Below are 25,711 nucleotides of genomic sequence, written 5' to 3' on the forward strand. Positions count from 1 at the left end.
ACGGTCGGCACATGCGGGATGATGGCGGTGTTCGTATCGTCAGGAGGATCACCATGCCCAAGGCCCGTCGTCGTTCCGCCCACAGCGGGGAACGTTTCGAGGACATGGCTCTGCCCGATGAACTGATCGGCGTCCTCGCCGATCAGGGACTCGAGCGGGCCTTCGAGATCCAGTCAGCGATCCTGCCGGATGCCCTGGCAGGACGCGACGTCCTGGCACGCGCAGAGACCGGCTCGGGCAAGACCCTCGCCTTCACCCTGGCGATGGCCTCTCGCTTCCGGGGCCGCAAGATGCACCGCAAGCGCCCCCTGGGCGTCGTGCTGGTCCCCACGCGCGAGCTCGCCGTCCAGGTCGTCGACACGATCCACCCCTTCGCCCGCGCAGTCGGCATGAAGGCGCAGCTCGTCGCCGGCGGGATGAACATCGAGAAGCAGGCCGACGCCATCAACCGCGGCGTCGGGATCGTCGTCGCGACCCCGGGGCGCCTGATCGATCTCGCCGAGCGCGGTGCCCTCCAGCTCGACCTCGTCGAGAGCACGGTCGTCGACGAGGCGGACCACATGGCCGACCTCGGCTTCCTGCCCGATGTGCGCGACATCCTCGCCGCCATCCCGATGGGCACCCAGAAGATGCTGTTCTCCGCCACGCTCGATGGCCAGGTCGAGGAGATCGTCGACAGCTTCCTGGTGGACCCGGTGAGCCACGAGACGACCCCGGTGACCGCCGCCGTGACCACGATGGATCACCACGTGCTCGCGATCGAGCCGTCGGCCAAGCGGTCCGTGACCGCGCAGCTCGGCGCCCGCGAGGGCCGCACCCTGATGTTCACCCGCACCCAGCTCGGCGCCGAGCGCGTCGCCCAGGAGCTGCTCGAGGTCGGTGTGCGGGCTGCCGCTCTGCACGGCAACAAGCAGCAGGGCCTGCGCATCAACGTGCTGGCAGGCTTCCGCGAGGGCGCCTACCCCGTGCTCGTGGCGACCGACGTCGCCGCACGAGGCCTCCACATCGACGATGTGACGATGGTCGTGCACGTCGACCCGTCCGACGACCTCAAGGAGTACGTGCACCGCTCGGGCCGCACCGCCCGCGCCGGGGCCACCGGTGTCGTCGTCACCCTCGCCCTGCCGCACCAGGTCGCCAAGACCCGCAGCATCGTCGCGGGAGCCAGTGTGGAGGCCACGTGGGCGGACGTCGCCAGTGCTGAGGAGCCCGCGCTCGAGCAGCTCGGCGGGCAGGCACCGGCCGGGACCCCGGCGGAGGATCCGGCGCAGGTGAAGTACAAGGGTGCGCCACGCAAGCTCGACATCCAGCGCACCGGCGGAGCAGATGCCCGTCGTGCCGAGGAGCGACGGGCGAACGAGGAGCGTCGCGCCTCCTGGGAGGAGGAGCCCGAGACCGAGAGCCCGCGTGGCGGCGGTCGTGGTGGTCGCGGAGGCCGCGCCGCCGGTGGCCGCGCCGCCGGAGGGCGCACGGCTGTCGGACGTGGTGGCAGCGCCGGTGGCGCCGGCTCCAGGACCCGGGGTGTCCGTGGGGACGCCGGAGCGGAGGAGCCCCGCCAGGGCGGGCCGCGCTCCGGAGGGGGACGCACGGTCGGCGGCCGTCGCGGCCAGCGCACTGCCGAGGCCGCCGGGCGGGACGCGCAGGACCGTGGCCGGGGCCGTGGTGGCGCGGGACGGGACGGCGCCGGTGAACGCGGTGGCCAGGCAGGTGGCCGCGGGGGCAAGGGCGGCGCCGGTGGCGCTGCGGGTGGCAAGGGTGGCAAGGGCGGCAAGGGCGGCCCCGGGAAGGGTGGCGCGCGAGGCAGCTCCGGTGCCCCGTCCCGCAGCCCGCGTCGAGGAGGCGGACGGTGAGCATCAGCACGTTCGACCTGTTCAAGATCGGTATCGGACCCTCGAGCTCGCACACGGTCGGTCCGATGCGCGCGGCGGCCCAGTTCGCCCGCGAGGTGCTCGAGGACGAACAGATCGGACCGCGGGTCGCCCAGGTGGAGGTGCACCTGTACGGGTCGCTCGCCGCCACCGCCACGGGGCACGGCACCCTGGACGCCGTGGTCATGGGCCTGGAGGGCTCTGATCCCGAGAGCGTCGATCCGATCGTCGGGCGGGAGCGGGTCGCCCAGATCGAGGCCGAGGGCGGTCTGCTCCTGGGCGGACGGCTCGCGGTGGATCTGCGACCCTCCGCCATCGTGCTCCACCCGCTGACCTTCCTTCCCCAGCACTCCAACGGGATGACGTTCTCGGCCCTCGACGGCGAGGGCGAGGAGCTCGTGCGTCGGCCGATGTTCTCCGTCGGAGGCGGCTTCGTGGTCGACGAGGCCGATATGGACCGCTCGATCGCCGAGGTCGCCGCCGAGGGCGAGGGCAGCGCCATCTTCACCACCGGTGACGAGCTGCTCCGGGCGTGCGAGGAGCAGGGCATCTCGGTCTCCGAGGCGATGCTCCAGCGTGAGCGCCAGTGGCGCAGCGATGAGGAGATCCGAGCGGGTCTGCTCACCATCTGGCAGTCCATGGACGACTGCATCCGGCGGGGCACCGCCACCAGCGGAACCCTCCCCGGCGGCCTCGAGGTCAAGCGCCGCGCCGCCTCCTGGTTCGACTCGCTCAGCGCCGAGGACCCCGTGCGCCTGCCGATGAACGCCTTCGAGTGGGTGTCCCTCGCCGCCCTCGCGGTGAACGAGGAGAACGCCGCCGGCGGCCGCGTCGTCACCGCGCCCACCAACGGCGCCGCGGGCATCATCCCGGCGGTGCTGTTCTTCGCGACCACCTACATCGAGGGGGTGGACCCCGACGAGATCGCCGTGCGCTTCCTGCTCAGCGCCGGAGCGATCGGCTCGCTGTACAAGGAGCACGCCTCGATCTCCGGCGCGGAGGTCGGCTGTCAGGGCGAGGTCGGCTCGGCCTGCTCGATGGCCGCCGCGGCCCTGTGCGAGGCGATGGGTGGAAAGCCCGCCCAGGTCGAGAACGCCGCCGAGATCGCGATGGAGCACAACCTCGGCCTGACCTGCGATCCCGTGGGCGGGCTGGTGCAGGTCCCCTGCATCGAGCGCAATGCCATGGCCGCGGTCAAGGCGATCACCGCGGCGCGGTTCGCACTGCGCGGCACCGGGGAGCACTTCGTCTCCCTGGACACGGTCATCGAGACCATGCGCCAGACCGGCAAGGATATGAACGAGCGCTACAAGGAGACCGCGATGGGCGGCCTCGCGGTCACCGCGGTGCCTGTCAGCGTCCCGGACTGCTGAACCGCACCTCGCGCGGCACCGACGCCGCGCCGAGATGGTCACGGACGAGAGCACGCAGCTCCTCCGGGAGCGGCGCAGCATCCGCAGCCATCCCCGCTGCGAGCGTCACCTCGGCGACGGTGCGCGGTCCGAGCTCCGCATCGTGCACGACTCGCAGCTGGACCGCGGTGACTCCGGGGTGGGTGCGCAGCAGGCGCACCACCGCGATCGGGTCGTGCACCATGCCGCCCTGGGTCAGAACGCCTTCGGCGCGGCCCGTGACCCGGACGGTGCCGTCGGCGTCGATGCCGCCCCGATCGGTGAGGTATGTGCGTCCCGCGGTGAACGGTGTGCGGGCCAGCAGCTCCCCGTCGCGCTCGCGCAGACGGATGCCGCGCAGCGGGCGGCCGTCGACGGCGAGCGGGCCCGTCTCCGCCGTGCCGTAGATGTCGTGCACCCGGGCGCCGAAGTGACGGGCGAGATCGGCCCGCAGCTGCGGGGAGAGGACATCGGATCCGGAGATCACGCGCTCGATGCGGACCGGCCGGTTCCCGCCGAGCTCGCGGTCGGCGAGCATGAGGTCGACAAGATGCACGGGGGCGCCGGCGAGCAGATCCACGGGGTGCTGGTGCAGCAGATCCACCCGCTCGGCGGCGGGACGATGGGACAGGTCCAGCAGAGGGCAGCCGAGGGCGAGAGCCCCGAGGGCCACCAGCAGTCCATGGCCGTGCACCCCGGGAGCGGCGCTGGCCACCCGGCGACCCGGCCGCAGGCCGATCCGTCGGCCGAGATCCAGCAGGGTGAGGAACTGCGACGGAGAGAGCGGGCCTCGGCGCCGTGGAGAGAGGCGCTCGGGGGTCCCGCTCGACCGCAGCTCGAGCGGGGCATCGCTGGCGAGCACGGTGACCATGATCTGTCGCAGAGGAGCGTGGGCCGGCAGCAGGTTCCACGGCGAATGGCCGCGTCCCGGCAGCGCCGAGCCAGGACGATGCCGATGCAGCTGCGCCTGCGCGAGCAGCTCCTGCGCCGTGAGCTCGCCGAACTTGTCGATGAGCACCACCGAGCGCGGCGCCAGGGCGACCCGTGCACGCAGGGTCGCCGAGACCGGGAGCATCTTCACCGAGCCACCTCCTCCTTCATGATTCCCACTGCGACCATCACCTCGGATCCCACCACGAATCCGCTCGCCGAGCTCACCAGGATCCGCGGCGATAGGCGCCGGGATAGAGGGTTCCGTCCCGGACGCCGAGCTCATGGGCGGCGCGTTGCGGCCACCCGGCTTCTCGCAGGGCGGCCCGCCCGATCGCCACGAAATCCGCGTCGCCGCGGTCCAGGACGTCCTGGGCGGCGGCAGGGTCGGTGAGGAGCCCGACGGCCGCGACCGGCATGGAGACGGCCTCGCGCAGGGTGCGGGCGAAGCCGACCTGGTACTCAGGGCCGACGGCGATATCGGCGATCACGGCGCCCCCGGTGGAGACGTGCAGGGCGTCCACGCCGACCATCTCGAGGCTGCGGGCGAGGTCGATGGACTGCTCGATGCCCCAGCCGCCGTCGATCCAGTCGGTCGCACTGATCCGGACGATCAGCGGCTTCTCGGCAGGCCACTGCTCGCGCACCGCGGCCGCGATCTCGAGGGCGAGACGTCTCCGGCCGGGGCCGTCGCCCCCGTACCCGTCGTCCCGGGTGTTCACGAGCGGGGAGAGGAACTCATGGACCAGGTACCCGTGGGCGAAGTGGAGCTCGACGGCGTCGAATCCGGCCTGCTCGGCCCGATGGGTGGCGGCGACGAAGTCCTCGACCACCCCGCCGATCTGCTCGCGGGTGAGGGCCTCCGGGGCGTCGAGGCCGGGGAAGGGGTCAGGAGTGGGGCTGACGGCGCGCCACCCGGAGGCGAACTCGGGGATGGTGCCGCGCCGGCCCGCGAACTGGGGGAGCGCCGGCCAGGTCGAGGCCTTGCGCCCGGCGTGCCCGAGCTGGACCGCGATCTTCGCCCCCTGCTGCCGGCAGAAGCCGGTGATGCGGGACCAGGCCTCGGCCTGCTCGTCGTTCCACAGCCCGGTGTCCTGGGGACTGATGCGGCCGTCGGGGGAGACGGCCGTCGCCTCGGTGATGAGGAGTCCGAATCCGCCGGCGGCGCGCGCCCCGAGATGCATCAGATGCCAGTCCGTGGGCACGCCGTCCTCGGACTTGACCATGTACTGGCACATGGGGGCCAGCCAGATCCGATTGCGGAGATCGAGCCCGCCCAGACGGGTCGGCTCCAGTAGCGATGGCTGGGCGGCAACGGTATCGGGGGCCATGGGATCCCACGGTAGTCCGAGTGCCTGCATCGCCGCCCATCTGCCCGGCTTATGGCCAAGGGGTCTGCCAGCCCATGACCCGGGCGCTGTTGGCCTGTGATCCAGAGGTCTGCCGACCCTTGACTTGGATAACTAGATTGCTAGCATGTGAGAATGACAGAAGGTTCGAAGGTTCCCGCCGGTTCGCCCAAAGTGCAGTTCAACGTGTACCTGCCCAAGGACCTCGTGGTCGCGGTCAAGCACCGCGCGATCGATGAGTCCACCAGCCTCAGCGCCCTCGTCGAGACCGCGCTGACGCAGTACCTCACCCCCTCCACCACCCCGCGCGACGACGCCTGAGGAGATCGATATGACCGAGCATCCCGTTCCTGTGCACCGGATCACCACGGACCCTGGCGCCTTAGCCGCCTTCACCGTCTTCCCGCTGCGGTTCACGGCCGACCCTCGTGCGCTCATCGACTTCCTGTGCACGCTGGGGATGGCCCCGCTGCTGACCTCGCCGAGCGATCAGTACGCCGAGCTCGTCGCCGGCGGCGGCGGTCACGCCATGGTCCATGCTGCGTCGACCTCGGCGACGCTCTCCCCGGCCAGGGAGACTCAGCTCAGCATGGTCGTGCGCTCCGCCGACGCCGCAGCCGAGCAGCTGCGCGAGGCGGGGCTCGAGGTGACGGTCTGGGACGAGGCCTATGGGCGCCAGGGGAACATCACCGGGCCCCATGGCGAGGCGATCGGCCTGAACGAGGATCAGGAGGACCACTACGGCTACGTCGCCCATGACGGCGCTGGAGCGGGCGCCCGCCTGTCGGTGGTCGCCGTCCGAGCCAGTGCCGAAGGGGCCCAGCGGGATCGTGATGTCGAGTTCTTCGGTGCCCTCGGCTTCGTCCCGGCCGACGCGGGCAGTCCGTCCTACCGGGCCCTCGTGAACCCGGGTTCCGGCGGGATCGGCCTGCACGCCCCGGCCGAGGGGGAGTCGGCCTCCAGGCCCGGAAGGGACTCGGCCCATCCAGATCTGCGGATCCCGCTCGTCCACCTCGGCTTCACGACCACCGAGGATCTCGGGGAGCTCGCCGCCCGGCTCACGAAGAGCGGATATCCCGCGCGAGTGGTCGAAGGTGGGGCGGTGCGCAGCGTGCACGTCACCGATCCGGACGGGCAGCACCTGGAGATCCATCCCGCGGTGTGACTCCGGGCGTCCGGGGCGCCCTGGGCGTCCGGAGTCTGACGGTTGGTGTCTGGCGTCTGGTGGTGGACGCCAGGCATCAGACGTCAGACGTCCACGCGGTGGACGGTGCCCGTGACGTGGGTCTCCTGCGATACGGTTGGCGCGTCCGATACGCCCCGGCGGCCCCGGGGCCCGTGAACCAGGAGTACTCATGACTGACGACGCCGCCACCGGGATCGAGAACCTCTCCCAGGAGACCCGTACGTTCTCCCCCTCCTCCGAGTTCGTCCAGAACGCGGTCGGTCGCCCTTCTCTCTACGAGGAGGCCGAGCGGGACCGGCTGGCCTTCTGGAGGGCGCGGGCGAGCCTGCTCAGCTGGAAGACCCCCTTCACCGAGACCCTCGACTGGACCGATCCGCCGTTCGCGAAGTGGTTCGCCGATGGCACCCTGAACGCGGCCTACAACTGCGTGGACCGCCATGTGGAGTCCGGCCACGGCGAGCAGGTCGCCCTGTACGCCGAGTACGAGGACGGCTCCGATGCGACCTTCACCTACGCCGAGGTCAAGGACGAGATCAGCAAGATGGCGAACGTCCTGACGGACCTCGGGGTGAAGACCGGCGACCGCGTCGCCATCTATCTGCCGATGATCCCCGAGGCGACCTTCGCGATGCTGGCCTGCGCCCGCATCGGTGCCCCCCACTCCCTCGTCTTCGGAGGCTTCAGCGCCGACGCGCTGCGCTCACGCATCGAGGATGCCGAGGCACGGGTCGTCATCACCGCCGACGGCCAGAACCGCCGCGGGAAGCAGCTGCCGCTGAAGCCCGCGGTCGACGAGGCGCTCGCCGGAGGCGGCGACAGCGTCGAGAAGGTCCTCGTGGTCCGTCGCACCGGTGGCGACGTCGAGTGGACCGAGGGTCGCGACGTCTGGTGGCACGAAGCCCGCGAGAGCGCCTCCGCCCAGCACGAGCCCGTCTGGGTCGAGGCCGAGCACCCGCTGTTCATCCTCTATACCTCCGGCACCACCGGGAAGCCCAAGGGCATCATCCACACGACCGGCGGGTACCTCACGCAGGCCGCCTACACCCACCGTGCCGTCTTCGACCTCAAGCCGTCCTCGGACGTCTACTGGTGCACGGCGGACGTTGGCTGGGTCACCGGCCATACCTACGTGGTCTACGGGCCTATGGCCAACCGCACCACCCAGGTGATCTACGAGGGCACCCCGGACAGCCCCCACCAGGGCCGGTGGTGGGAGATCATCGAGAAGTACAAGGTCACGCAGTTCTACTCCTCGCCCACGGCGATCCGTACCGCGATGAAGTGGGGCGAGGAGATCCCGGCGAAGTTCGACCTGTCCTCGCTGCGCCTGCTCGGCAGCGTCGGAGAGGCGATCAACCCCGAGGCATGGATGTGGTATCGCCGCGTGATCGGCGGGGACAGCTGCCCGATCGTCGACACCTGGTGGCAGACGGAGACCGGCGGCATCATGATCTCCCCGCTGCCGGGCATCACCTCGACCAAGCCGGGCTCGGCGCAGGTCGCGCTGCCCGGCATCAGCGCCGACGTCGTCGACGAATCGGGGAAGTCGGTCGCGAACGGTGATGGCGGCTATCTCGTGCTCAACGAGCCGTGGCCGGGCATGCTGCGCGGTATCTGGGGTGATCCGGAGCGCTTCAAGGAGACCTACTGGTCGCGCTTCGAGGGGACCTACTTCGCCGGCGACGGCGCCAAGCGCGACGAGGACGGAGACATCTGGCTGCTGGGTCGCGTGGACGACGTCATGAACGTCTCCGGCCATCGCCTGTCGACCATGGAGATCGAGTCCGCCCTGGTCAGCCACGAGTGGGTGGCAGAGGCCGCCGTGGTCGGCGCGAACGACGAGACCACCGGGCAGGCACCGGTCGCCTTCGTGATCCTGCGCTCGGGCAACGATGAGGTCATCTCCGCCGCCGGCGGCGAGGACAAGGTGCCCGAGATGCTCCGTGCCCACGTGGGCAAGGAGATCGGTCCGATCGCCAAGCCCAAGAAGGTGCTCCTGGTCTCCGAGCTGCCGAAGACCCGTTCCGGCAAGATCATGCGCCGCCTGCTGCGGGATGTCGCCGAGAACCGTCAGGTCGGCGACACCCAGACCCTCGCCGATGCGTCGGTCATGGACCTCATCCAGAAGGGGCTGGGCGGCAAGGCCTGAGCCACCTCTTCGCCTCAGGAGCTCGATCACGGGCGGGCGCCCCGGTCCATGACCGGGGCGCCCGCCCGTGATCGTGGTGTCCGGGACAGGACGGGACGGAGTCAGCGGGAGCTGGTCACGTCAGCGGGAGACGGTCACGTTCCCGAGCTCGGAGGTCACCGTGAGGGTGCCCACCTCGTCCCCGGTCCGTGCGGTGAAGCTCGGATCCACACTCCGTTCGCCGAGCTCGGTGCTCGCCGTGACGGACCACTGGGTGGTCCCCGGTGCGGTGAGGTAGACGTCACCCAGCTCGGAGCTCACGGCCACGTCGCCGCTCGCATCCACCGGCAGCAGCAGGTCGGCGTTGCCCACTGAGGTGGTCACCTCGACCGCGTCCGGGGTGGGGCCCTCGAGCTCCACCTCGACATCGCCCACGTCGCTCGTCACGGTCAGCCCGCCCGGGGCGGCCACGGAGGCGAGGCGCACGTCGCCCACCTCAGAGGCCACCGCGAGGGAGGAGAACGACCCCGTGGCGTCGACATCGCCCACGGTGGACGTGAGATCGAGAGACAGGTCGAGGTCGTTCGGGACGAGCAGGAGAAGGTCGCGCGTGTCGTTCTCCCAGGGAATCACGGCCGGCCCTCCGGGCTGGCGCACGGCGATGCTCGGGGCATCGGCCCCGCCCGTGCGGTCGATGGAGGCCTGCGCCGTCGCGCCGTCCGCCGGCAGCGTCGTCGAGCCCTCCTCGACGAAGGCCAGGGTGACCTCGTCGACGTCCGCGGATCGCAGGACGTGCACGTCGCCGAGATCATTGGTGAGCTCGAGCGCGCTGGGGGTCCCGAGGCCGGTCGTCGCCGGAATCTCGGAGAAGCTGCGGGTGGTGAGCCAGCTCGACACCGAGACCGCGGTGAGCCCCAGCAGGAGCAGGAGCAGCACGATCGCCCCGAGGAGCGTGATCAGCAGACGCCAGGACCTGTCGCCCTGCGGGGACGGGGACAGCCGTCGACCCGGCTCGAGCACGGATCCGCGAGCGGAGTCGGGTCCAGCGGCAGAGCCGGGCCCTGGTGCGGGATCGGGCCGAGGAGCAGCGCCGGGCCCATGCGGAGGTCGGGATGCGGACTGCAGGGTGGTCATGAATGGTCCTCGGATTCCAGGTAGCGCAGCACGGCCATCACGCGTCGGTTCTCCCCGTCCACGGGGGGAAGGTCGAGCTTGGTGAGCAGCGAGGAGATGTGCTTCTCCACGCTGCCGGCGGAGACGAACAGGGCGTCGGCGATCGCCTGGTTGGCCCGGCCCTGGGCCATCAGCGAGAGCACCTCGCGCTCCCGTGGCGTCAGACCCTCCAAGGTGCGACGGCGACGGGAGCGGATGAAGATCTGCTGGACCACCTCGGGGTCCAGCCAGGTGCCCCCGTTCCCGACGTCGGTGACCACGGAGAGGAAGTCGTCGACATCGGCGACCCGGTCCTTGAGCACATAGCCCAGCCCGTGCGGGGAGTCGGCGATCAGGTCCGAGGCGTAGCGCTCCTCGACGTACTGCGAGAGCACCAGCAGGGCCACGGCGGGGTCCTGCTGGCGGATGAGCATCGCCGCCCGGACCCCCTCGTCGGTGAACGTCGGCGGCATGCGCACGTCGATCACCGCGAGATCGGGCTGGTGATGGGAGACCGCGCTGAGCAGGGTGGTGGCGTCGCCGACGGCGGCGACCACCTCGTGTCCGGCGTCGGTGAGCAGGCGTTCCACGCCCGCCCTCAGCAGCACGGCGTCGTCGGCGATCACGATCCTCATCGGAGGGCCTCCTGGGTTTCGGGTCCGGCGGGGGATGCCGTTGAGGGCGGAGAGGCAGTGCTGGCGATGTCGGTGGTGCGGCTGATGCGCGCCTCGCGGAGGTCGCTGACAGCGCTGGAGTGCAGGGGGAGCCTGGCGTCCAGGACGGTGCCACCCTCTGCAGGGCTGGTCACCTCGAGCCGCCCGCCCGTCGCCCGGACCCGGTCGGTGAGCCCGGCGAGACCGGTGGAGAACCCGTCGCGGCGCACCGTCGCCCCGCCCCGGCCGTCATCCTCGATCCGCACGTGCAGCGAGGTGGAGGTCTGGACGACCCGGACACCGACCCGGGATGCCCCGGAGTGCTTGGCCACGTTGGTGAGCGCCTCGGAGACGACGAAGTAGGCGACGGCCTCCCTCTCGCGGTCCAGCCGGGGAGCCCCGGCTCCGGCGAGCTCGACCTCCAGCTCCACCGGGATCCGGGAGCGGGCGGCGAGGGCGGAGAGCGCCGCATCCAGCCCGCGGTCGGTCAGCACGGCCGGGTGGATGCCGCGGGCGAGCTGCCGCAGGTCCGTCATGACAGCCTTCGACTCGGCGTGCGCCTGGCCCACGAGGTCGGCGGCGCGGTCGGGATCCGTGCGGATCGCCAGCTTCGCCATCCCGAGGGTCATGGCGAGGCTGACGAGACGTGGCTGCACACCGTCGTGGAGATCCCGCTCGATGCGCAGCCGCTCCTGGGCGGCTGCATCGACCGCGCCCTGGCGACGCTCGGCGAGCTCGGCGACCTGTTCGCGCAGATCATCCTCGGAGCCGGAGATGAGGACCCGGGCCAGTCCGCGATCCGCGAGCGCCCCGAGCACCAGGGCGAGCACGGAGAGCAGCACGAGGCTCACGGCGATGACGCCCAGCATCCAGCGGGAGAGGTCGATCGCTCCGACCTGCAGCGGGCCGTGGCGCAGCGCGATATCACCGGCGCTCCATCCCAGCCACAGCAGGGCCACGAAGAGGAGGAAGAACAGGCCCGCCACGAACATCGCGACGTGGTGGTGCAGCACGCCGCGCCAGAAGGCACCGGATCCGAGCTCGAGCCACCGATCGTGGAGCCACCCTCCGACGCCGGGGCGCCGCGAGCGACGCCGGGACGGCAGGATCACGGAGATCCCGTGCACGGCGATGGTGCGACGCCGCTCGATCCGGACCGCACCCTGCATGATCAGGAGCCAGGGGATGATCAGCAGCAGCCCGGACCCGAGGGCGGGCAGGGCGCTGAGACCTGAGAACAGCAGCACCAGGCTGATCCAGAACCAGGAGAGGAACAGGAGGCCTCCCAGGAGCACGGAGGCGAGCGCCGCGGCATGCAGCCGGGATCGCGGAGCCACCGGTGGGGGCGCAGTGGTGTCTTCCATGGTCCTGACAGTATTCGCGATGGCGGGTGCGGCCTAGAGGGCCCTCCGACGTCCTGGGTGGGGGATAACCCCCGAACGACCTGGGTGGGGGCAACCGCTGAACGGGAGCCGAGTCGGCCGATCCGCGGACGGTGTGAGGTGCGCACCGGCCAGGTCGTGCCCGGACCAGGGTGGAAATGCGGTTCAATGGGTCCATGAGCAGTGATGCGAGCGCTTCGTCCGACGAGACCATCGATCCCGGATCCGACACCGGTACTCCGCCCGGAGAGGGGGGTCGCAGCGGTCAGGTCGTCGAGGGTGTCGACGAGACCGCCGCCGAGCTGGCCCGGTCAGGACAGGAGCGCGGCACCCTGCGAGATGTCGCGGACTCCCTCGGCATCTCCAGTGCGGTCGCGCTGCGGGCCCTGCGCGGCGCCGAGGAGATCAAGCCCCTGATGGCCAGCAAGGTGCGGGAGACCGCAGAGCGCCTCCACTTCCCGCTCGAGGAGCTCAGCGACGAGGCGGACCACCGCGGGGTCGTCGCCGTCCTCGTGAACACGATGCGCAACACCTGGATCTCGGACCTGGTGCGCGCGATCCGGATCGAGCTGGCGGCGACCGGGCGCTCGGCCGTGGTGGTCCCCACCCGGCGCCGGATCCCCGAGTACCCGGTGGCGGCGGATACGGACGCGATCGAGTCCCTCGTCGACCTGGGCGTCGACGGCTTCCTGATGATCTCGGACCTCGCCGACATGGACACCGTGCTCGAGGCGACCGCGGGCCGTCCCTTCGTGGGCATCGGGTGCTCGAAGAGCTTCATCGGCAGGTTCGACACCGTGCGCATCGACGATGAGGTCGGACAGGGCCTGCTGGTCGACCACCTGGTCGGCCTGGGGCATCGCGAGATCGCCCATATCGGCGGAGTCGGGGCGGAGGTCGCCCGCGAGCGCTCCGAGGCCTTCCGCGCCGCGATGGAGCGTCACGGCCTCGGCGAGAGCGCCCGCATCGAGCCCGGCGACTTCACCGAGCAGGTCGGGCAGACGGCCGGCTCGATGCTGCTGCGAGGGAGCAAGGTTCCCACCGCGGTCACCTGCGCGAACGACGTCACGGCCGTCGGGCTGCTCTCGGCGGCCCGCGAGGCCGGCATCTCGGTGCCCGAGGAGCTCGCCGTCGCCGGCTACGGCAACACGTCCCTGGCCTCCTCCGGCGTCTCCCAACTGACGAGCGTGGACCCCAACTCCTCCCGGCTCGGTGCGCTTGCCGCGCAGTTCCTGGTCGAGCGGGTCTCCGGTCTGGAGACACCCGCGCGCGACGTCGCCGTCGCCCCGTCGATCGTGGTGCGACGATCGAGCTCGGCCGGCCCCCGACCCGAGTCCACGAAGCGCAAGCGGATCTCGGTCGACTGACGGCGACCGCACGATCCCCCTCTCCGTCCCGAGCGCGCTCCGCGCCCCGAGGACACGAATCCCCGACACCCTGCGTTAGGCTCTGACCATGATCAACACCACGAACGATCCGAGCACACCGCCCACCCAGCGGTCCATCGGTGAACTCGTCCAGTCCATCCGGGACGAGCTCCTCGGCGTTGTCCATCACGAGATCGACATCGCCAAGAAGGAGATCACCGGGATCGCGATCAAGGCGGGCATCATCGCCGCCTGCGCCGCGGTGCTGCTGTTCCTGCTCCTCTCGGCCTGGGTGATGCTGCTGTTCGCCGCGGCGACCGGCCTCCAGGCCCTCGGGCTGCCCTACTGGGCCTCCTTCCTCATCGTCGCCGGCGTGTTCGTCCTGATCTCGGCGATCGCCGGTCTGGTCGCCTTCCTGGTCTTCAAGAAGATCAAGGCACCGGAGACCACGATCGAGACGGCCCAGTCCGCCGTTGACGCCGTCCAGGGCAAGCGCCGCAGCAACGCCGTCTCCTACGACGACACCTTCGAGGAGCTCTACGGCAAGCAGGTCAGCTCCCGCACGGAGTGATCCGCCGGGGATCCTGCGGACAGCCGGACCCCCTCCCAGGTCTCGCGTGAGCCCGCCGCCGGAGGATCGCAGGGTGATCCCTGCGATCCTCCGGGGCTCCGNATCGCAGGGTGATCCCTGCGATCCTCCGGGGCTCCGGAGGCCATGGAGCCGCGACCTGGGCAGTACCCTGGTCTGCGTGACTCTCCACCTGCATGACACCGCCACCCGCCTGACTGCGCCGTTCACCCCGGTGCGCGAGGGGGCGGTGTCGTTGTATGTCTGCGGTCCGACGACGCAGGGCGCGCCCCACCTCGGGCACCTGCGCACCTTCCTCGCCTTCGATGTGCTGGTGCGCTGGCTGGAACGCAGCGGGTACGACGTCACCCACATCCGCAACGTCACCGACATCGAGGACAAGATCCTCGCGAAGTCCGCCGAGGCGGATGTCGACTGGTGGGCCTGGTCGCTGCGCTTCGAGCGTGAGTTCCAGGACGTGCTGGACCGACTGGGGAACCGCAGGCCCACCTACGAGCCGCGCGCCACCGGGCATGTGCCGGAGATGATCGAGCTCATGGATCTCCTCATCGAACGCGGCCACGCCTACGCCGACGGCGAGGGCTCGGTGTACTTCGACGTCGCCTCCCACCCCACCTACGGCTCGCTGACCCGGCAGAGCATCGAGGACATGCAGGACGCCGGCGAGGAGATGGAGCCGGGCAAGCGGCACCCTCGAGACTTCGCCCTGTGGAAGGCCGCGAAGGCCACCGAGCCGGGCACCGCCTCCTGGGAGACGCCGTTCGGGAGGGGCCGGCCGGGCTGGCACCTCGAGTGCTCGGCGATGAGCCGCAAGTACCTGGGGGAGACCTTCGACATCCACGCCGGAGGCCTCGACCTGCGCTTCCCGCACCACGAGAACGAGCAGGCCCAGTCCCACGCCGCAGGTTTCGGCTTCGCGCGGCAGTGGATGCACTCCGGAGTCCTCACCGTGGACGGGCTCAAGATGGGCAAGAGCCTGGACAACTTCGTCACCGCCGCTCAGGCGTTGACGGACCACCCCGCAGCCGCCGTCCGCTACGCCATGGTGAGCGGCCACTACCGGGCATCGGTCGAGTACAACGGAACGGCCATGCGCGAGGCCGAGGTGGTCTGGGAGCGTTTCTCGGCCACGGCCCGCCGCGCCGCGGAGCTGCTCGGCGAGGATCCGCTGGCCGGCCCCGATGCGGATCTCGCCGCCGTCGCCCTTCCGGAGGCATTCGTCGCGGCGATGGACGACGACCTCGCGGTGCCCGAGGCGCTCGCGGTCGTCCACCACGAGCAGGCGGCGTTGAACTCGCTGCTCGCCGCGGGCACGGCAGCGGCGGAGGTCGCCCCCGGGCTGGGCCGCCTGCGCGCCATGCTCGACGTGCTGGGCCTGGACCCGCTCGCCGAGCACTGGGCGAGCACCACCGGCGGCGACGGTGCGGAGCATGCCGCGCTGGATGCGCTGATCACCACCCAGCTGGCCGCTCGCGCAGCGGCCCGCGCCGACAAGGACTGGGCCCGGGCAGATGCCCTGCGGGACGCACTGAGCGCCGCAGGCATCCGCGTCGAGGACGGCCAGGGCGGCGCACGCTGGACTCTCGAGACCACGGACTGAGGAGAACACCCATGGCAGGCAACAGCTCGCGTCGCGGCGCGATGCGCAAGGGCAAGAAGGGCGCGACCGTCGGATCCGGCGGCGTGCGCCGTCGAGCGCTCGAGGGCAAGGGGCCGACGCCCCGCGCCGAGGACAGGCCGTACCACAAGAAGTACTCGGCCTCGTCGGGAAGCGGCACAGGATCCGGCGGCCAGGCACGGCGCAGCGGGCTCAGCACGAAGGGCGGCCGGAAGGCGCCGGGCAGCGACCTGGTGGCAGGGCGCAACGCCGTGCTGGAGGCGCTCGAGGAGAAGGTCCCCGCGACCCAGCTCACGGTGATGGTGCGGATGGATTCCGACGAGCGCGTGCGCGAGATCATGCGCCTGGCCACGGCGCAGGGGCTGCCGATCGCCGAGGCATCCCGCACCGACCTGGACCGGATGACGGACCACTCGGTGCATCAGGGCGTCGCCCTGACCATGCCCGCGTACGAGTACGCCGAGGTCGACGACCTCCTCGGGATCGCCGCAGAGGCCTTCGAGACGCCGCTGCTGGTCGCACTGGACGGCATCACCGATCCTCGCAACCTCGGGGCCGTCCTGCGCTGCGCGGATGCCTTCGGCGCCCATGGCGTGATCCTGCCCGAGCGACGCAGCGCCTCGATGACCGCGAGCGTCTGGAAGGTCGCCGCCGGCGCCGCCGGTCGGGTGCGGGTCGCCCAGGTCACCAACCTCAACCGCACGCTCACCTCCCTCAAGGAGCAGGGCGTGTTCGTGCTCGGTCTCGACGCGGACGGCGACGTCACCTCGCGCGGGCTCGAACTCAGCACCCAGCCCACCGTGCTGGTGGTCGGCGCCGAGGGCAAGGGCCTCTCGCGTCTCGCCCGGGAGATCAGCGACCAGGTGGTGTCGATCCCGATGCCGGGTCGCGCGGAGTCGCTGAACGCCTCGGTGGCCGCGGCCATCGCCCTGTACGAGATCTCCGGGGTGCGGGCGGCGCACGGCCGAGCCTGACCCCTCACGTCGGACGTTTCGAGGCAGTCCACGACAGCAGGGCCCATCCCGGATCGCTCCGGGACGGCCCCTGCTGTCGTGTCATCGTGCTGTCGTGCGCTCAGGCCACGGGTGGCTCCTCAGGCGGGGCCCGCGGGCACATCCGGGTCGGTGCGTCCCTGCGCCGTCCCGCGCTCGGAGCGCTCGGACCCGCGCAGGCCGCGCACCGGCATGATCACGTACGGCAGAGCCAGCTGGATCACCGGACCGAGCCCGACGGCGTACAGGAAGGTCCCCGCCCCCACCGGCCCTCCGAGCAGCCATCCGGTGCCGAGCACGAGGATCTCGAGCACGATCCGCACCGGGCCGACGGGCCGGCCCAGTCGCCGCGAGAGCCCCGTCATCAGGCCGTCGCGCGCCCCGGGCCCGAGCTGCGCCCCGATGTACACGGCGGCGCTGACGCCGTTGATCACCACGCCCGTGACCGCCAGCAGGATCCCTGCGGTCAGGTTGGGCGCGGCCGGCAGCACGAGCATCCCGAGGTCGATGCTCACCCCGACCCAGACGGCATTGGCGATCGTGCCGATCCCGACCTGCTCCCGCAACGGGATCCACAGCAGCAGGACGACGAAGCTGACGGCGATGCTGAGGGTGCCCACGCTCAGGCCCGCGCGGTCGGCGAGCGCCGCGTGGAGCACGTCCCAGGGGGCGCCGCCGAGTCCGGAGCGCAGCAGCATCGCCAGGGAGAACCCGAAACCTGACAGCCCCACCATCATCTGCAGCAGGCGCAGCGGGAGGCGGTCGACCCTCAGCTGGTCACGGAACGAGAGGTTCGAGAGCTCAGAGGCGGGCGCAGGGACGGGCGCGGGGGTGGGGGAGGGCGCGGACACGTCGCAGGAGGGACTGGTCAGGAGCCGAAGATCGGCAGCGCCGAGGTCTCGGTGGTCATGAGCGACTTCTCGTCGGGCCGGTGGATCAGCACGTTGAGGATGTAGTGCCGCACGGTCTCGTCGAGGCTCACGTCGGTCCCGGCCTTCTCGGACAGGAACCACTTGTGCTCGAGCACCTCGTGGAAGAACTCCGGGGGCTCGAGCTTGGAGCGCATCGAGCGGGGAATCGCACGGACCACGGGTTCGTACTGCGTCTGCAGCCACTCGTGCGCGACGAACTCCTCCTCTTCCGCCTGCTGCTCGGTGGCCGCGCCGTACTGGTCCAGCTCGTTCAGGAGCCGGCGCGCCTGGTTCTCCTGCGCGTCGATGCCGGTGAGGCGCATGAGCCGACGGGCGTGGTGACCGGCGTCGACGACCTTGGGAAGGATCGACAGGGTGGTGCCGTCGAGGTCGGTGGTGATCTCGAGCTCGCCCACGTCGAAGCCCAGGCGGTTGAGCTTCTCGATCCGTGCGGAGACTCTCCAGCGCTCGTCGGCCGAGAACCGCTCGCGCTCGGTGAGAGCCGCCCACAGCTCCTCGTAGCGGCGCACCAGGTCGTCGCCCACCTCGACCGGATCGGCCTCGGGGTCGAACATGTCGCCGGCCTGCAGGTCCATCAGCTCGCCGATGATGTTGGTCCGCGCGAGGTCCAGGTCGTAGGCCCGCTGACCGTCGGTGAGCTGCTCGTGCAGGGCGCCGGTCTCGACGTCGACGATGTAGGCGGCGAAGGCGCCGGCGTCGCGACGGAACAGGGTGTTGGAGAGGGAGACGTCCCCCCAGTAGAAACCTTCGATGTGCAGATGCACGAGCAGCACGGCCAGCGCGTCGAGCAGGCGCTGGGCGGTGTCCTCGCGCGAGACCTGGCTGAACACGGCGCGATAGGGGAGCGAGAACTGCAGGTGCCGGGTGACGAGCATGGCGTCCAGCGGCTCCCCGGTGGGAGTCGTGCGCCCGGAGATCACGGCGAAGGGCACCACGGAGGGCACCCCGATGCGCCCCAGCAGCCGGAGCATCTCGTACTCGCGCTTGGCGAGGTTGTGGTTGATCTCCTTGAGGGCGAGGACGCGCCCGGAGACCCGCACGAACCGCACGACGTGACGAGAGATGCCGCGGGGGAGGGCGGCGAGGATCTCCTCGGGCCAGTCCTCCAGCGGCTGGTCCCAGGGGAGGTCCAGCAGTTCGGGATCGGCCCGGGACGCAGTGATCTCCAGGGGTGCCATGGCGCCATTGTCTCCCGTTCCGGGCCGCAGTGCCCACTCATCGCGCTTTTTTCACCGCTGGACTACGGAAACCTCACGCCGTCTTCCCGGAATCGTGGGGACGACGACGGGCGCCCGGCAGAAGCCGGACGCCCGTGTCGAGTGCGCTGCGGGGAGATCAGTCGCCCAGGCGCTGACCGTTCTTCGCGTCGAAGAGGTGGATGTGACCCTCGCTCGGACGGAAGTAGACGGTGTCGCCCTTCAGCGGGGGGTTCCGGGCATCGACACGCGCGATGAACGGCTTGGCCGTCTCCTCGCTGCCTGCACGGCGACCGTAGATGAAGGCGTCCGCGCCGAGCTCCTCGACGAGGTCGACCTCGACGGCGATGCCCTGGTCGTCCCCGACGAGCTCGAGATCCTCGGGGCGCACGCCGACGGTGACGGAGGTCTCGTCGGTCGCGGAGAGGGTGGCCCGGTCGACCGGGATCACAGCGCCGCCGAACTCGACGCCCTGATCGGTGAGCTTCGAGTCGAAGAGGTTCATGGCGGGGGAGCCGATGAAGCCTGCCACGAACACGTTGTTCGGGTGGTCGTACATGCGACGCGGGGAGTCGATCTGCTGGAGCACGCCGCGATCGAGGACCGCCACGCGGTCGCCCATCGTCATGGCCTCAGTCTGGTCGTGGGTCACGTAGACCGTGGTGACGCCGAGGCGACGCTGCAGCGAGGCGATCTGCGTACGGGTGGACACACGGAGCTTCGCGTCGAGGTTCGACAGCGGCTCATCCATGAGGAACACCTGGGGGGAGCGGACGATCGCACGACCCATGGCGACACGCTGGCGCTGGCCACCGGAGAGCGCCTTGGGCTTGCGGTCGAGGTACTCGGTGAGGTCCAGGATCTCGGCGGCGTCCTCGACGCGCTTGCGGATCTCTGCCTTCGGGTTGCCGGCGATCTTCAGGGCGAAGCCCATGTTGTCGGCCACCGTCATGTGCGGGTACAGAGCGTAGTTCTGGAACACCATCGCGATGTCGCGGTCCTTCGGCGGGACGTCGGTGACGTCACGATCGCCGATGAGGATGCGGCCGGCGTCGATCTCCTCGAGGCCGGCGAGCATGCGCAGCGAGGTCGACTTGCCGCAACCCGACGGGCCGACGAGGACGAGGAACTCGCCGTCGGCGATCTCGATGTTCAGGTTGTTGACGGCCGGGGCCTCTTGGCCCGGGTAGACGCGCGATGCGTTGTCGAAAGTCACTGTTGCCATGGTGGTACTCCTTCACCGGCAGGTACGTGCCGGACGGTCCGTTGTGAAGTGATGGTCACCGGTCTCGATCGCCCCTCGCGGGGAGGTGCGTCCTTGCACCGGCTCGGTGAGTGTATCCCACGTCTCATCGTTTCGGAAAACCCTGTCCAGGGGTGTCGCCATCGGCCGGGCGCCCGTTCTCGGCGAGGCCTGCGCTGCAGGTCGGAGTGCAGGTCGGAGCATAGGTAGGGGCGGAGGGTCGAGCGCCGGCCGGGCAGCTCGACGGTGACGGGCGGGAGCTGCGGGATACTGGGCGGGTGGATACCACTGAGCTGACCCGGAAGATCCTCGACCGTCGCGAGAAGGAGACCGATCCGCTGCGGATCGTGCAAGCCGGCCATCCGGCGCTGCGACGCCCTGCGCTGACCGCAAACGGTCGCCTGGCCACCGACCTCCTGCTGGAGCTGGTGGACGCCATGACGATCACGATGCGCGAGGCGCCGGGCGTGGGCCTGGCCGCACCTCAGGTGGGGCTGCCCCTCGCCCTCTACGTCATCGAGGACCGGTCCGAGAGGGAGGAGGAGGGCGAGGAGGATCCCCTGGAGCGCTCACCCGTCGCGCTGCGCGCCCTGCTGGACCCGCAGGTCGAGCTGCTGGGGGAGCAGCGCGTCTATGCCTGGGAGGGATGCCTGTCCGTGGACGGCTGGCAGTCGATCGTGCCCCGGTCCCGGCGGGTGCGGGTGCGGGCCGTCGAGCTGCTCCCCGGTGGTGAGCTGCGGGAGATCGACGAGGAGCACCAGGGCTGGCCCGCCCGCATCCTGCAGCACGAGACCGACCATCTGGCAGGCACCCTGTGCCACGACCTGATGGTGCCGCGCTCCTTCATCGATGCGGGCTACACGCCGCACTACGAGGACCTCAGCGAGGCTGTGCGCCTGCTCGACCTGCGTGGCGAGATCACCCAGCTCGCCGCGGGCCAGGTCGTCGTCGGCTGATCGCACTGCCTGTCGTCGGTCGATCGCACCGCCCGTCGTCGGCATCCTGCCAGCCGAGGGCGGTAGCTTGGCCCTGTTCACGACACGAGACGAACGGAGCCGATGGTGAGCAAGAGCGACCAGAACACGCCGGAGATCGATCAGGATGACAGCGGTGAGCTCCGCGAGGAGCTCGACGAGCGCTGGCTCTCGGTGATCGACGCCGCGCTGAAGGTGCAGACGCCCCTGGCGCACAGCTATGTGCGGCGGCTGCGTGCGAAGCACCCCGAGGACACGCCGCGACAGCTCCTGGAGCGGGCCACCGGGCGCTTCGCGGGCCTGATGACCCTGACCGGGGCGGGGATCGGCGGCGTCGCCGCATTGCCCGGACTGGGTACGGCGGCAGCTCTCGGGCTGACCGTCGGCGAGGGCGTCTCCTTCGCCGAGGCCTGCGCCTTCCTGACCCTCGCGGCCGCGGAGATCCACGACGTGGACATGTCGGACAAGCACACGCGCCGGCTGGTGCTGATGGGCGTGCTCAGCGGTGAGCGGGGAACCGAGATAATCGCCAAGGCGATGGGCAAGCAGGGACTGCAGTGGAACGCCGTGCTCGGCGGGGGCGGCGGCGGCTTCCTCCCCGGTCTGGTGAGCAAGCAGATCTCCCGGTACGTGCGCCGGCGGGTCGTGGCGCGCTCCAGCAAGCTGTGGCTGGGTCGGCTCCTGCCCTTCGGCGTGGGGGCCGTCATCGGTGGCTTCGGGGCGCGATCCGTCTCGAAGTCCGTCGTCGACGCGATGCTGGAGATCTTCTCGCAGGCCCCGACCCTCGAGGGCGAGCTCGCGGACTCCGGCCCGCGGGCGGATCGCCTGGACCGCTGAGGCTCGCAGCCTGAGGGCACCGGGACACCGGGGGCACCGGGGCAAAGCGCCTCGAGGGAGAGCGCCACTGGGCAGCAGGCCGCAGGACCAGCAAGAGAGGGCCGACCCCGCGGGGCCGGCCCTCTCCTGCTGTCCGTGGACAGGACGGTCACACCGGGGCGACCGCCCGGTGATCACACGTCCTGCGTGAAATCGTTCTCGTGCTCGGTGCCGACGGCACGCTGGTAGGAACGGCGGATCTCCGCCTCCGCGTCGCTGCGGCCCTCCCAGTGAGCGCCCTCGACGCTCTTCCCCGGCTCGAGATCCTTGTAGACCTCGAAGAAGTGCTGGATCTCCAGCCGATGGAACTCCGAGACATCGGTGAGCTCCTGACGACGGACCTGACGGCGGTCACCGACAGGCACCGCCACGATCTTGTCGTCGCCGCCGGCCTCGTCGCGCATGCGGAACATGCCGAGCGCGCGACAGCGGATCAGGCAGCCCGGGAAGGTGGGCTCCTCGAGCAGGACCAGACAATCCAGGGGATCGTCGTCCTCTCCGAGAGTGCCCTCGATGAACCCGTAGTCATCGGGATAGCGAGTGGCGGTGAACAGCATCCGGTCCAGGCGGATACGCCCGTTGTGGTGGTCCACCTCGTACTTGTTCCGGTTCCCGCGAGGGATCTCGATGGTTACGTCGAATTCCACGACAGCCGCTCCGTTGCTCCGGCCCTGTGGGCACTGGTTCTGACCCGGACACCATATCGTGGGGTCATGGTGGGAACAGTATCCGAGCGCATATGGCGCACGACGGCGATCGTGCTGTGCGCTGTCGTCCCCGGGAGCTTCTACCTGATCGGGGATCTCACCGACGCCTTCCCGGGCGTGCTCACGGTGCGTGGCGCGCAGGAGGGTCCGCAGGCCGGGCCGCAGGCGCAGGCCGAGGACTGGGAGCGGATCCCGGCCGCCGCGCCGGGCCCGGAGGTCGCCCCTGAGCCGGACCTCGAAAAGGCTGCTGACCTGGAGAGACGCATGGCATCGCATGCGGAGGATCCCGTCGTCGCCGGAGGGCTCGCCTTCAGCGTGGTCGACGCCGATACCGGGGAGGTGCTCGCCGCTCGGGATGCCGATGTCGCGCGGACCCCGGCCTCGACCATCAAGCTCCTGACCGCCGCCGCCGTGCTGCGCCTCTATACCGGGGACGAGGTGCTCACCACCCGCGCCACCGTCGAGGACGGTCTCGTCACGCTCCAGGGAGGCGGTGACATGACTCTCAGCGAGGAGGACCTGCGTGATCTCGCGGTCAAGACCGTCGCGCTCGCGACGGAGCAGGGCAGCACCGAGGTCTCCCTCGCCCTGGACGACTCCTACCTCGCAGGCGGCGCCAATCCCGCCTGGGGGAACAACGGGGCCGCCGGCGGATGGGTGACGCCGACGGCCACGCTCGCCCTGGACGAGGGGTGGCTCGACGGGCAGCAGTACGGACCCAAATCCATGGATCCCGCCGGTGACGCGGCCCGCCGCTTCGCCGAGCTGCTCGAGGAGGAGGGGCTCCCGGTCGCCGGGAAGCTCACCACCGCCCAGGCGGCGGACGAGGCCCCGAGCGTCGAGGTGCACTCGGCGCCCCTCTCGGAGATCGTGCGCCACACCCTGCAGATCTCCGACAACACGACCGCGGAGCTGCTCGCGCATCTCGTCGCCGACGCGCGGGGCGAGGAGACGACCCCGCAGGGAGCTGCGGCCGCGGTCGAGGCGGAGATCCGGGATCTCGCCGCGGAGATCGGCGTGAGCGAGGAGGATCTCGCCGCGCTCGAGATCCACGACGGCTCCGGCCTCTCGCGGCAGGACAAGGTGCCGCCGGCCCTGTTCTCCGCGGTGCTCGCGCACGTCGCCTCCGGGGAGGAGTCCGCACTGCAGCAGATCCTCTTCGACATCCCGATCGCCGGGCTCTCGGGGACCCTCACCGAGCGCTTCGCGGCCGATGACACGGACCTCGCCCGCGGTCTCGTGCGGGGCAAGACCGGCTATCTCGGAGGCGCCGCCACCCTGGCCGGGGTCGTCGTGCTGCCGGACGGTCGGACGGCGGGCTACTCGATCGTGGTGCACGGCTTCGACGGGGCGGACGCCGTCGCGGCCCGCGAGGCCGTGGATGCCGTCGCAGCCGAGATGGTGAAGGTCGCCTGATGCGGGAGGTCTCCAGAGGGAAATGGTCCTGTGAGGGAAGCGGTCGTCTGATGGACGTGGTCCTCTGATGGCCGGGCCCGCCCCCGTCGTGGCGCGCGCACGGACCTCCGTCAAGGTGGCGCTCGCGAGCCGGCTCGAGCAGCTGGCCGACGACACCGCGGCCGGTCAGCTGTCCCCGCGGATCCTCGTCGGGCTCAGTGGGGGAGCGGACTCGCTCGCGCTGCTGGCGACGGCGGCCTGGGTCGGGTCACGGATGGGCCTGGAGACCGAGGCGGCGATCGTCGACCACGGACTGCAGGAGGCCTCGGCCTCGGTCGCGGAGCGGGCGAAGGCCCAGGCCGAGCGGCTCGGTGTCGCCGCGCACGTGCTGCGGGTCCACGTCGATCCCGCAGCGGGCGGAGGCCTCGAGAAGGCCGCCAGGGAGGCACGGCACAGTGCGCTCGACGCCCTCCTCGAGGATCGCGGCGGCTTGGCCCTGCTGATGGCTCACACGCTGGATGACCAGGCCGAACAGGTGCTGATGGGGCTCGCACGGGGCGCCGGCCCCCGTGCCCTCGCGGGGATCCCGCGCTCCCGCGGCGCGCTGCTGCGGCCCTTCCTGGGCAGCGGCCGCGACGAGACCACGGCGCTGCGCCGGGCCGACACCGAGGAGATCTGCCGCCTCCACGACCTGGAGTGGTGGGAGGACCCGATGAACGCCGATGAGTCGATGCTGCGCGCCCGGGTGCGGCACCGGGCGCTGCCGCTGCTGCGGGAGGTGCTCGGGGAGCAGATCGACGAGAACCTCGCCCGTACCGCGGACCTGGTGCGACCGGATGCGGACCACCTCGATGCCGAGGCGTCGGCTCTCCTGGATGCCCTGGTCCGGGACGGGGGCGAGCTGCGCGAGGAGCGGGACCTGCTGCTGCTGGACGTGCACGCGCTGACCGCTGCCCCCGGGCCCCTGCGTACCCGGATCCTCCGGGACGTCTCCCGTCGGGCGCGCCGGATCGCCGAGCCGGCCGGGGCCCCGTCGGGCGCGAAGTCCTTGCTGCGGCGCCAGGTGCTCATGATCGATGCGCTGGTGGTCTCATGGCATGGTCAGGCTTCGGTACCCGTACCGGGTAGGATCGAGGTCGCTCGCCGCGACGGCCTGTTGGTGTGGCGCCGTATGGATCCGTGAGTCGCGGCGGACGCACCCCACCACGTTCCCTGGAGGAGATCCGCGTGCCTCAGACGCACCACCACCCCGATGTCGAACGGGTCCTGCTGGACGAACAGCAGATCCGCGAGAAGGTGTCCGAGCTCGGACGCCGGATCGCCGCTGACTACGCGGACGAGCCCCCGATCCTGGTGGGCGTCCTCAAAGGCGCGGTGATGGTGATGGCCGACCTCGCCCGCACGATCGACCTGGACGTCGAGATGGACTGGATGGCGGTCTCCTCCTATGGATCCGGCACCAAGTCCTCCGGCGTCGTGCGGATCCTCAAGGATCTCTCCGCGGACATCGACGGGCGCAATGTGCTCATCGTCGAGGACATCATCGACTCGGGCCTGACCCTGAAGTGGCTGCTGTCGAACCTGCGCTCGCGCGGCCCCAAGAGCGTCGAGGTCGCCGCCCTGCTGCGCAAGCCGGAGGCGGCCCGCGTCGAGATCGACGTCAAGTATGTCGGCTTCGACATCCCCAACGAGTTCGTGATCGGTTACGGGCTCGACTACGCGGAGGCCTACCGGAACCTCCCCTACGTGGGCGTGCTCAAGCGCTCGGTCTACGAGGACTGAC

At 70.8% G+C, this 25,711-nt stretch carries 23 protein-coding genes; 14 read left to right on the plus strand and 9 right to left on the minus strand.

The features are described from left to right. Positions 1 to 53: 53 nt before the first annotated feature. Both ABD093_RS00425 and ABD093_RS00430 read left to right on the plus strand, forming a co-directional pair. Complete coding sequence (locus ABD093_RS00425) at positions 54 to 1,850, plus strand: DEAD/DEAH box helicase (protein ID WP_193118199.1); 1,797 nt, start codon at positions 54 to 56, stop codon at positions 1,848 to 1,850. Next, positions 1,847 to 3,241: an L-serine ammonia-lyase gene (locus tag ABD093_RS00430; RefSeq protein ID WP_343921893.1), complete on the plus strand. Its 1,395-nt coding sequence runs from the start codon at positions 1,847 to 1,849 to the stop codon at positions 3,239 to 3,241. The genes ABD093_RS00425 and ABD093_RS00430 overlap by 4 nt, the downstream gene beginning before the upstream one ends. Here the strand turns inward: ABD093_RS00430 and ABD093_RS00435 are convergent. Next, on the minus strand, positions 3,222 to 4,334 hold the full coding sequence (locus tag ABD093_RS00435) for an AMP-binding protein (RefSeq protein ID WP_343921923.1): 1,113 nt from the start codon (positions 4,332 to 4,334) through the stop codon (positions 3,222 to 3,224). The two genes, ABD093_RS00430 and ABD093_RS00435, sit on opposite strands and share 20 nt — an antisense overlap. Before the next feature lie 79 nt (positions 4,335 to 4,413). Beyond that, positions 4,414 to 5,520, minus strand: coding sequence for an NADH:flavin oxidoreductase/NADH oxidase (locus ABD093_RS00440; RefSeq protein WP_343921894.1), 1,107 nt, complete (start codon positions 5,518 to 5,520; stop codon positions 4,414 to 4,416). 153 nt (positions 5,521 to 5,673) lie between these two features. Between ABD093_RS00440 and ABD093_RS00445 the strand changes: the two genes are divergently transcribed. From ABD093_RS00445 to acs, 3 genes are all read left to right on the plus strand, one after another. Then, entirely contained in the window at positions 5,674 to 5,859 is a 186-nt protein-coding gene (locus ABD093_RS00445; protein WP_343921895.1) for a ribbon-helix-helix domain-containing protein, read from the plus strand. A gap of 10 nt (positions 5,860 to 5,869) precedes the next feature. After that, positions 5,870 to 6,703 carry a hypothetical protein gene (locus ABD093_RS00450; RefSeq protein ID WP_343921896.1) on the plus strand — a complete coding sequence of 278 codons (834 nt, stop codon included), beginning with the start codon at positions 5,870 to 5,872 and terminating at the stop codon, positions 6,701 to 6,703. Positions 6,704 to 6,893: 190 nt separating this feature from the next. Further along, positions 6,894 to 8,873, plus strand: coding sequence for an acetate--CoA ligase (gene acs, locus ABD093_RS00455; RefSeq protein WP_193118194.1), 1,980 nt, complete (start codon positions 6,894 to 6,896; stop codon positions 8,871 to 8,873). A 120-nt stretch (positions 8,874 to 8,993) separates the two neighbouring features. Here acs and ABD093_RS00460 read toward each other — a convergent pair whose 3' ends face one another. From ABD093_RS00460 to ABD093_RS00470, 3 genes are read right to left on the minus strand one after another with little or no spacing between them, the layout of a single operon-like run. Beyond that, positions 8,994 to 9,986 carry a DUF4097 family beta strand repeat-containing protein gene (locus ABD093_RS00460; RefSeq protein ID WP_193118193.1) on the minus strand — a complete coding sequence of 331 codons (993 nt, stop codon included), beginning with the start codon at positions 9,984 to 9,986 and terminating at the stop codon, positions 8,994 to 8,996. Then, positions 9,983 to 10,639: a response regulator gene (locus tag ABD093_RS00465; protein ID WP_193118192.1), complete on the minus strand. Its 657-nt coding sequence runs from the start codon at positions 10,637 to 10,639 to the stop codon at positions 9,983 to 9,985. The genes ABD093_RS00460 and ABD093_RS00465 overlap by 4 nt, the downstream gene beginning before the upstream one ends. Next, complete coding sequence (locus ABD093_RS00470) at positions 10,636 to 12,021, minus strand: sensor histidine kinase (protein WP_343921897.1); 1,386 nt, start codon at positions 12,019 to 12,021, stop codon at positions 10,636 to 10,638. Before ABD093_RS00470 ends, ABD093_RS00465 begins: the two co-directional genes overlap by 4 nt. Before the next feature lie 194 nt (positions 12,022 to 12,215). Here ABD093_RS00470 and ABD093_RS00475 point away from each other — a divergent pair, with 194 nt between their 5' ends. The 4 genes from ABD093_RS00475 (at position 12,216) to rlmB (ending at position 16,587) form a co-directional block, all read left to right on the plus strand. After that, positions 12,216 to 13,406, plus strand: a complete 1,191-nt coding sequence (locus ABD093_RS00475) for a LacI family DNA-binding transcriptional regulator (RefSeq protein ID WP_343921898.1) — start codon at positions 12,216 to 12,218, stop codon at positions 13,404 to 13,406. 88 nt (positions 13,407 to 13,494) lie between these two features. Then, positions 13,495 to 13,977, plus strand: a complete 483-nt coding sequence (locus ABD093_RS00480) for a phage holin family protein (RefSeq protein ID WP_193118189.1) — start codon at positions 13,495 to 13,497, stop codon at positions 13,975 to 13,977. Positions 13,978 to 14,155: 178 nt separating this feature from the next. Next, a complete protein-coding gene (cysS, locus tag ABD093_RS00485; protein ID WP_193118188.1) occupies positions 14,156 to 15,595 on the plus strand; it encodes a cysteine--tRNA ligase in 1,440 nt (479 codons plus the stop codon). 11 nt (positions 15,596 to 15,606) lie between these two features. Further along, positions 15,607 to 16,587 (plus strand): 23S rRNA (guanosine(2251)-2'-O)-methyltransferase RlmB, encoded by a 981-nt coding sequence (rlmB, locus tag ABD093_RS00490; RefSeq protein ID WP_193118187.1) that lies wholly within the window; start codon positions 15,607 to 15,609, stop codon positions 16,585 to 16,587. A gap of 119 nt (positions 16,588 to 16,706) precedes the next feature. Here the strand turns inward: rlmB and yczE are convergent, their stop codons facing one another. The 3 genes from yczE to ABD093_RS00505 all read right to left on the minus strand — a co-directional run bounded on the left by yczE (position 16,707) and on the right by ABD093_RS00505 (position 19,958). Beyond that, complete coding sequence (yczE, locus tag ABD093_RS00495; protein WP_319021617.1) at positions 16,707 to 17,456, minus strand: membrane protein YczE; 750 nt, start codon at positions 17,454 to 17,456, stop codon at positions 16,707 to 16,709. Positions 17,457 to 17,473: 17 nt separating this feature from the next. Beyond that, entirely contained in the window at positions 17,474 to 18,715 is a 1,242-nt protein-coding gene (locus ABD093_RS00500; RefSeq protein WP_193118186.1) for a DUF4032 domain-containing protein, read from the minus strand. Between the two features lie 157 nt (positions 18,716 to 18,872). Next, a complete protein-coding gene (locus ABD093_RS00505; protein ID WP_193118185.1) occupies positions 18,873 to 19,958 on the minus strand; it encodes an ABC transporter ATP-binding protein in 1,086 nt (361 codons plus the stop codon). A gap of 296 nt (positions 19,959 to 20,254) precedes the next feature. Between ABD093_RS00505 and ABD093_RS00510 the strand changes: the two genes are divergently transcribed. Beyond that, positions 20,255 to 20,932: a peptide deformylase gene (locus tag ABD093_RS00510; RefSeq protein WP_193118184.1), complete on the plus strand. Its 678-nt coding sequence runs from the start codon at positions 20,255 to 20,257 to the stop codon at positions 20,930 to 20,932. 105 nt (positions 20,933 to 21,037) lie between these two features. Beyond that, the gene (locus ABD093_RS00515; RefSeq protein ID WP_343921899.1) at positions 21,038 to 21,787 is read left to right on the plus strand and encodes a hypothetical protein; all 750 of its coding nucleotides are present in this window, start codon (positions 21,038 to 21,040) and stop codon (positions 21,785 to 21,787) included. 173 nt (positions 21,788 to 21,960) lie between these two features. On the opposite strand, the gene ABD093_RS00520 is transcribed toward ABD093_RS00515, so the two are convergent. Further along, positions 21,961 to 22,473, minus strand: a complete 513-nt coding sequence (locus tag ABD093_RS00520) for an inorganic diphosphatase (RefSeq protein ID WP_193118182.1) — start codon at positions 22,471 to 22,473, stop codon at positions 21,961 to 21,963. Between the two features lie 66 nt (positions 22,474 to 22,539). Between ABD093_RS00520 and ABD093_RS00525 the strand changes: the two genes are divergently transcribed. The 3 genes from ABD093_RS00525 (at position 22,540) to hpt (ending at position 25,710) form a co-directional block, all read left to right on the plus strand. Further along, positions 22,540 to 23,949 (plus strand): D-alanyl-D-alanine carboxypeptidase/D-alanyl-D-alanine-endopeptidase, encoded by a 1,410-nt coding sequence (locus ABD093_RS00525; protein ID WP_193118181.1) that lies wholly within the window; start codon positions 22,540 to 22,542, stop codon positions 23,947 to 23,949. Between the two features lie 67 nt (positions 23,950 to 24,016). Continuing rightward, positions 24,017 to 25,111, plus strand: coding sequence for a tRNA lysidine(34) synthetase TilS (gene tilS, locus ABD093_RS00530; RefSeq protein WP_193118180.1), 1,095 nt, complete (start codon positions 24,017 to 24,019; stop codon positions 25,109 to 25,111). Between the two features lie 44 nt (positions 25,112 to 25,155). Further along, positions 25,156 to 25,710, plus strand: a complete 555-nt coding sequence (gene hpt, locus ABD093_RS00535; RefSeq protein ID WP_193118179.1) for a hypoxanthine phosphoribosyltransferase — start codon at positions 25,156 to 25,158, stop codon at positions 25,708 to 25,710. Position 25,711: the final 1 nt, after the last annotated feature.

Origin of the sequence: Brachybacterium tyrofermentans (assembly GCF_039526165.1) — a bacterium.
Taxonomy (GTDB): Bacteria; Actinomycetota; Actinomycetes; order Actinomycetales; family Dermabacteraceae; genus Brachybacterium; species Brachybacterium tyrofermentans.

What these genes read in the sequence shown, in the direction of transcription:
- ABD093_RS00425 (WP_193118199.1), top strand. Translation starts at nt 54, where the DNA reads ATGCCCAAGGCCCGTCGTCGTTCCGCCCACAGCGGGGAACGTTTCGAG.
- ABD093_RS00435 (WP_343921923.1), bottom strand. Translation starts at nt 4,334, where the DNA reads ATGCTCCCGGTCTCGGCGACCCTGCGTGCACGGGTCGCCCTGGCGCCG.
- ABD093_RS00440 (WP_343921894.1), bottom strand. Translation starts at nt 5,520, where the DNA reads ATGGCCCCCGATACCGTTGCCGCCCAGCCATCGCTACTGGAGCCGACC.
- ABD093_RS00445 (WP_343921895.1), top strand. Translation starts at nt 5,674, where the DNA reads ATGACAGAAGGTTCGAAGGTTCCCGCCGGTTCGCCCAAAGTGCAGTTC.
- ABD093_RS00450 (WP_343921896.1), top strand. Translation starts at nt 5,870, where the DNA reads ATGACCGAGCATCCCGTTCCTGTGCACCGGATCACCACGGACCCTGGC.
- acs (WP_193118194.1), top strand. Translation starts at nt 6,894, where the DNA reads ATGACTGACGACGCCGCCACCGGGATCGAGAACCTCTCCCAGGAGACC.
- ABD093_RS00460 (WP_193118193.1), bottom strand. Translation starts at nt 9,986, where the DNA reads ATGACCACCCTGCAGTCCGCATCCCGACCTCCGCATGGGCCCGGCGCT.
- ABD093_RS00465 (WP_193118192.1), bottom strand. Translation starts at nt 10,639, where the DNA reads ATGAGGATCGTGATCGCCGACGACGCCGTGCTGCTGAGGGCGGGCGTG.
- ABD093_RS00470 (WP_343921897.1), bottom strand. Translation starts at nt 12,021, where the DNA reads ATGGAAGACACCACTGCGCCCCCACCGGTGGCTCCGCGATCCCGGCTG.
- ABD093_RS00475 (WP_343921898.1), top strand. Translation starts at nt 12,216, where the DNA reads ATGAGCAGTGATGCGAGCGCTTCGTCCGACGAGACCATCGATCCCGGA.
- ABD093_RS00480 (WP_193118189.1), top strand. Translation starts at nt 13,495, where the DNA reads ATGATCAACACCACGAACGATCCGAGCACACCGCCCACCCAGCGGTCC.
- rlmB (WP_193118187.1), top strand. Translation starts at nt 15,607, where the DNA reads ATGGCAGGCAACAGCTCGCGTCGCGGCGCGATGCGCAAGGGCAAGAAG.
- ABD093_RS00500 (WP_193118186.1), bottom strand. Translation starts at nt 18,715, where the DNA reads ATGGCACCCCTGGAGATCACTGCGTCCCGGGCCGATCCCGAACTGCTG.
- ABD093_RS00505 (WP_193118185.1), bottom strand. Translation starts at nt 19,958, where the DNA reads ATGGCAACAGTGACTTTCGACAACGCATCGCGCGTCTACCCGGGCCAA.
- ABD093_RS00525 (WP_193118181.1), top strand. Translation starts at nt 22,540, where the DNA reads ATGGTGGGAACAGTATCCGAGCGCATATGGCGCACGACGGCGATCGTG.
- tilS (WP_193118180.1), top strand. Translation starts at nt 24,017, where the DNA reads ATGGCCGGGCCCGCCCCCGTCGTGGCGCGCGCACGGACCTCCGTCAAG.